This window comes from Methyloceanibacter sp., assembly GCF_035650995.1.
Lineage (GTDB): Bacteria > Pseudomonadota > Alphaproteobacteria > Rhizobiales > Methyloligellaceae > Methyloceanibacter.
In genome coordinates this window covers 1-4,610 of the sequence record NZ_DASRGO010000116.1, presented here as the reverse complement: position 1 = coordinate 4,610, position 4,610 = coordinate 1, and the positions used below count along the sequence as shown (strand labels likewise).

At 63.8% G+C, this 4,610-nt stretch carries 6 protein-coding genes and 1 pseudogene; 3 read left to right on the top strand and 4 right to left on the bottom strand.

From position 1 onward, the window contains the following. The 3 genes from VFB18_RS08775 to VFB18_RS08765 all read left to right on the top strand — a co-directional run. The coding region (locus VFB18_RS08775; protein WP_324973719.1) for a helix-turn-helix transcriptional regulator at positions 1-511 on the top strand (511 nt) is incomplete at its 5' end. 118 nt (positions 512-629) lie between these two features. Beyond that, positions 630-1,376 (top strand): hypothetical protein, encoded by a 747-nt coding sequence (locus VFB18_RS08770; RefSeq protein ID WP_324973715.1) that lies wholly within the window; start codon positions 630-632, stop codon positions 1,374-1,376. 66 nt (positions 1,377-1,442) lie between these two features. Further along, a complete protein-coding gene (locus tag VFB18_RS08765) occupies positions 1,443-1,931 on the top strand; it encodes a lysozyme inhibitor LprI family protein (protein WP_324973712.1) in 489 nt (162 codons plus the stop codon). A gap of 48 nt (positions 1,932-1,979) precedes the next feature. Here the strand turns inward: VFB18_RS08765 and VFB18_RS08760 are convergent, their stop codons facing one another. The 4 genes and pseudogenes from VFB18_RS08760 to lysK form a co-directional block, all read right to left on the bottom strand. Further along, positions 1,980-2,258, bottom strand: a complete 279-nt coding sequence (locus VFB18_RS08760) for a hypothetical protein (protein WP_324973709.1) — start codon at positions 2,256-2,258, stop codon at positions 1,980-1,982. Between the two features lie 224 nt (positions 2,259-2,482). Then, the gene (locus VFB18_RS08755) at positions 2,483-2,713 is read right to left on the bottom strand and encodes a hypothetical protein (protein WP_324973706.1); all 231 of its coding nucleotides are present in this window, start codon (positions 2,711-2,713) and stop codon (positions 2,483-2,485) included. Between the two features lie 110 nt (positions 2,714-2,823). Then, the gene (locus VFB18_RS08750; protein ID WP_324973722.1) at positions 2,824-3,651 is read right to left on the bottom strand and encodes a transglutaminase family protein; all 828 of its coding nucleotides are present in this window, start codon (positions 3,649-3,651) and stop codon (positions 2,824-2,826) included. A 158-nt stretch (positions 3,652-3,809) separates the two neighbouring features. After that, a pseudogene (lysK, locus tag VFB18_RS08745) lies at positions 3,810-4,610 on the bottom strand (lysine--tRNA ligase); the annotation flags it as partial.

The following is a 4,610-nucleotide window of genomic DNA, read 5'->3' as shown; positions in this document are numbered from 1 at the left end:
GGGGGAAGGGCGGCCGCGCTGGCCGACCACCGAGAGCATCGCCAAAGTGCTCGAGGCGACCGGCGCTTCGTTCGAGGATTTCACCGCGCTCGTGATGTCCGAGCCCCGCGGCGCCCGCGACCGCGCCCAGCCGATTCCCCTGATCGGCCTGACGCAGGCCGGGGCCGGCGGCTTCTTCGACGACGGCGGCTTCCCAGTGGGCCAAGGCTGGGACCAGATCCGCTTTCCCCGTGTGGACGATGAGAATGCCTACGCGCTCGAGGTGGCGGGCGACAGCATGCAGCCGCTCTACCGCGACGGCGATATCCTCATCGTCTCGCCGAACTCGGCGCCGCGCAAAGGCGACCGCGTGGTCCTGCGCACGACCGACGGGGAGGTGATGGCCAAGATCCTGGTGCGGCGCACAGCCAAGACCATCGAGCTCGCTTCGTTCAACCCGGCCCATCCCAACCTGACCTTTCCGGTCGACCGCATCGACTGGATGGCCCGCATCGTCTGGGCGAGCCAGTAGTCAGAGATAGAAGCCGGAAGTCCGATCGGTGGGCCTTAGAAAGGCCTGATCTCCCGGGTTCGATGCGGCGTCTGACTTCCGACTTCTGATTTCTGATTTCCGACTTCAGGTGTCGCGCATGGAACAAGCCTCCCGCATTCTCTCGATCCTCCTCGGGCTTGCGGTCGTTGCCCTGCTTCTATGGCCCATCAATATCCCGCTCGGGTTCGGCCAGGCGTGGTGGGCTAAGGAGATGGCGGCCAAGCGGGAGGGCAGCAACGCCGCAACGCCTCCGACCGCGTCCCCGGCAGTGGCGGCGGGGTCTCAAGCCGCCGGGCCGGCCCCGGCCGCTGCTCCACCGGCGCAACAAGTTACGTCCACGCCGCAAACCCATGCGGTCGCCGATCCCGCGCCTTCGCCTGAGCCCGTGCCCGCCGCGGAGAAAGATGAATCGGCACGAGTTGCGGCCTTGCAGAAGGACGCGAGCCCGACGCCAAAGCCCCGGACCAAGCTCTATTACAAGGTGCAGGTGATCGACGCAGGCACGATCGGATCAGGGGGCATCGTCATCACACTCGACGGCATCACCGCGCGCGACGCCAAGGCAAGCTGCAAGGATGCCAAGGGCAGACCCTGGAGCTGCGGGAGCGCCGGGCGCATCGCGCTCACCAGGCTGATCCGCACGCGCGCGGTCAGTTGCACCTTGCCCGCGGGCGGCGAGCAGAAGACCTTTACGGCGCGCTGCAGCGTTGCCGGGACGGACCTCTCGACCTGGGTCGTGCGGCAGGGTTGGGCAAATCCCAAGGACGGTTCGGAGAAGGCGCTCGCCGATGCCGAGGGCGCGGCCAAGAAGGACAAGGTCGGCATCTGGCGCGGCACCCAATAAGCCCACCTTTGTCATTGCGCGCGAAACCGGATAATCCGGGTGCGCTACTTTTGCAAAGAGCGCGTCATGGATCGGATCGCCCTTGCTTTCGGACTTCTGCTCATCGCGTGCTCGCCCGCGCTCGCCCAAGACGATGAGCCGACGGCGGGGGAGCGGAAGACGATCGCCGATTGTCTCGCGATGAACACCGGCGACGAGATCAAGGCGATGGGCGCCTGCATCGGGATCATCGGCGATCGTTGCCCCGACGAGCCCGGCGCCAACACCATGACCATCGTCGCCTGCCAGATGCGAGAGCAGAAGATCTGGGACGATTATCTCAACGAGTGGTACGGCGAGGCGCTGAAGCGCCTCAACGACGATCCCGGCGCGGCCACCGCGTTGAAGGACGCGCAGCGCGCCTGGATCCAGTTCCGCGACGCGAAGTGCGATTATTGGGAGACGCGCTACGAGGGCGGGACCTTCGCCTCGGTCGCGGCCGGGAACTGCATGCGCGCGACAACGGGCGAGCGCGCCATCGAGATGCGCACCATCCTAGAGGATCTCGATCACTAGCTGGTCCGATCAGCGGGGGTTTTGGACGCCGGCCCTCGTTCTCTTCGGCTATTCCGCCTGTGAATTTTCCATCTTGGCCGATCGGCTCTTCGGCGTCTCACCCTGGTGTTCACCACCCTGCACGCCGTCGGCCTTTCCCATTTCCGCGGATTGCTCGACGGTGTCGTCGGTTTGACCCACCGACGGGCGGACTTGATCCTTTACGATGACGAGATCGCCATTCCACAAAGGGGTTTGCAGTTGCGGGGGTACGTTCCCCTGCTCCGCAGTCCCGAACGTCAAGGTTGCCGCAGCGGCAGTTACGATCAAGGCTTTGGCTTTGGTCATTTCGACTCTCCCTTGCTCTGGAAGTTGCGAAACTCTCCTTTCTCATGCCCCGATGCGAGAGCCCCTCAATAGGCAAACCCCGCACGCATCCCGAGGTTCCCGCCGTCCCGGGCACGGATCCGGTGACGCGCGCGGCAAAGCAAAAGGCGCGAACAGGCCGGCCTGCTCGCGCCTCTCTATCGCGGCGCCGCCCCCAGGAGAAAGGGCGGCGCGGGTATCCGGACTTACTGGTTCTCGCAGACGACCTTGAGGTCGATATTGGCCTCGTCGAAGCTCGGATAAGCCTGCTTGCCGACCTGCTGGGTCAGTTCGTCCTCACTCACCACGTTCTTCTCGACCACGCGGCAGTTCTGGTTCTTGTCCTTGATGATGACGAATTGGCTCGCGTCGGCGGCAATGGCCGTGCCGGCAAAGCCGAGAACGACGACCGCAGTCAAAGCACACTTCAAGCTCATGGGGGTCCTCCTCAGTTAGGATGCCCACGGAATAATCGCAAACCTCTAAGACGGGCTGAACCGGCTTTGCGCAAAATGTGATTAAATTTCGGGATTTTGCCCAATCTCTCTCACGAGAGGGCGGGCTCGACCTCTTTCACTTCGTCGGTGATGACCTCGAAGCCGGCGAGCGTGTTGGGCCCGAAGGACGTGGTGATGGCAACGTCGGTGGCGTCGCGGCCGCGAGCGATGACGATGCGGCCGATGCGCGGGGTATTGTGCCTGGCATCGAAGGTGTACCAGCGATCACCGATATAGGCCTCGAACCAGGCGCTGAAATCCATCGGGCAAGGGTCGGGCGGAACGCCGATATCGCCGAGATAGCCCGTGCAGTAGCGCGCGGGCACATTCATGCAACGGCAAAGCGCGACGGCAAGGTGGGCAAAGTCGCGGCACACGCCCTTGCGCCCGACGAAGGTGTCGTACGCGGTGCGGGTCACGTCGGCATGCGGGTAGCCGAAGGTCACGTGGTTGTGCACGAAGTCGACGATCTCCTGAACGAGAGTCCACCCGCGCTCAGTCTTACCGAAGGTCGACCAGGCGAAATTGGACAGCCGGTCGGTCTCGCAATAGCGGCTCCCCAAGAGATAAACGAGCGTGTCGACGGGGAGCGTCTCGAGGGGGGCTTGGGTCGCACCGGGAGCGACCTCGTCCGGCTCGCCGCTGTCCCTGATGAGGAAATCCGCGGACAGCGTGATGCGGCCCGCCGGCGCACGGATGACGTGGCAGATATTGCCGTAGCGGTCGACATATTCCGTCGCCGGCACGTAAGGGTCGGTGCGCATCTTGTCGGGAGTGATGAGATCCTGGCGCCGGCTCGGGTGGACGCTCAAGGTCAGGATCATCGGCGTCGGCTGTGGGCACTCGTAGGCGATCCGGTAGCCTGCCCGAATTTTGATCATCCACGCCCTCGCTTAGCGCAATCCAACTGCCACTTATTAGACGTCCAGCCAAGATTTCGGCCCGTTCCGACCGTCGCTCGCCATGACGTGCGCGTGACAGAGATTGATTCGAGCAACACTCGTGCCAAAAGATCGGTGCGGGCCGGTTCGAGTGATCAACCCGCGGCGACAAGTGCGCCGTCCAGCGCCTTGGCGATCAGGACGCGGGTCTCGGCGATACCGTAAAGCTCGACGAAGGAGCCGAAGCGCGGGCCCTGCGTTTGGCCGAGCAGAACCTCGTAGAGCGCAGCGAACCAGTCGCGCAGCGGCTCGAAGCCGTGCTCCTTGCCGACGGCGTAGACCTCGGCCTGAATCTCCTCGGCAAGCACACCATGCTGAAGCTTGGCGAGCCTCGCCTCGAGATCGAGCAGCGCCGCGCGCTCTTTTTCCGATGGCGCACGGTAATTTTTGCTCGGCTTAACGAAATCGTGGAAGTAGCGGATCGCATAGCCGACGAGTTGATCGAGCAGAGGATGCCCTTCGGGCGTCGCGTCCGGCGCATAACGGCGGATGAACCCCCACAAGACGTCGCGGTCCTCAGAGTTCGAGGCGCTTACGAGGTTCAACAACAGCGCAAAGCTGATCGGAAGCTTGGCCTCCGGCGGCTCTCCGTTATGAATATGCCAGACGGGATTCATCAGCTTCGCCCCCTGATCCTCCTTGGGATAGGCGGCGAGGTGGCCGACATACTCGTCGACCGCGCGCGGGATCACGTCGAAATAAAGACGCTTCGCCTTGCGCGGGCTCTGGAACATATAGAGCGAAAGACTCTCCGGCGAGGCGTAGGTGAGCCACTCCTCGATGGTGAGTCCGTTGCCGCGCGACTTGGAGATCTTCTCGCCGTTCTCGTCGAGGAAGAGCTCGTAGTTGAAGCCTTCAGGTTGCTGCGCGCCGAGGATGCGGCAGATCTGCCCGGA

What these genes read in the sequence shown, in the direction of transcription:
- VFB18_RS08770 (WP_324973715.1), top strand. Translation starts at nt 630, where the DNA reads ATGGAACAAGCCTCCCGCATTCTCTCGATCCTCCTCGGGCTTGCGGTC.
- VFB18_RS08765 (WP_324973712.1), top strand. Translation starts at nt 1,443, where the DNA reads ATGGATCGGATCGCCCTTGCTTTCGGACTTCTGCTCATCGCGTGCTCG.
- VFB18_RS08755 (WP_324973706.1), bottom strand. Translation starts at nt 2,713, where the DNA reads ATGAGCTTGAAGTGTGCTTTGACTGCGGTCGTCGTTCTCGGCTTTGCC.
- VFB18_RS08760 (WP_324973709.1), bottom strand. Translation starts at nt 2,258, where the DNA reads ATGACCAAAGCCAAAGCCTTGATCGTAACTGCCGCTGCGGCAACCTTG.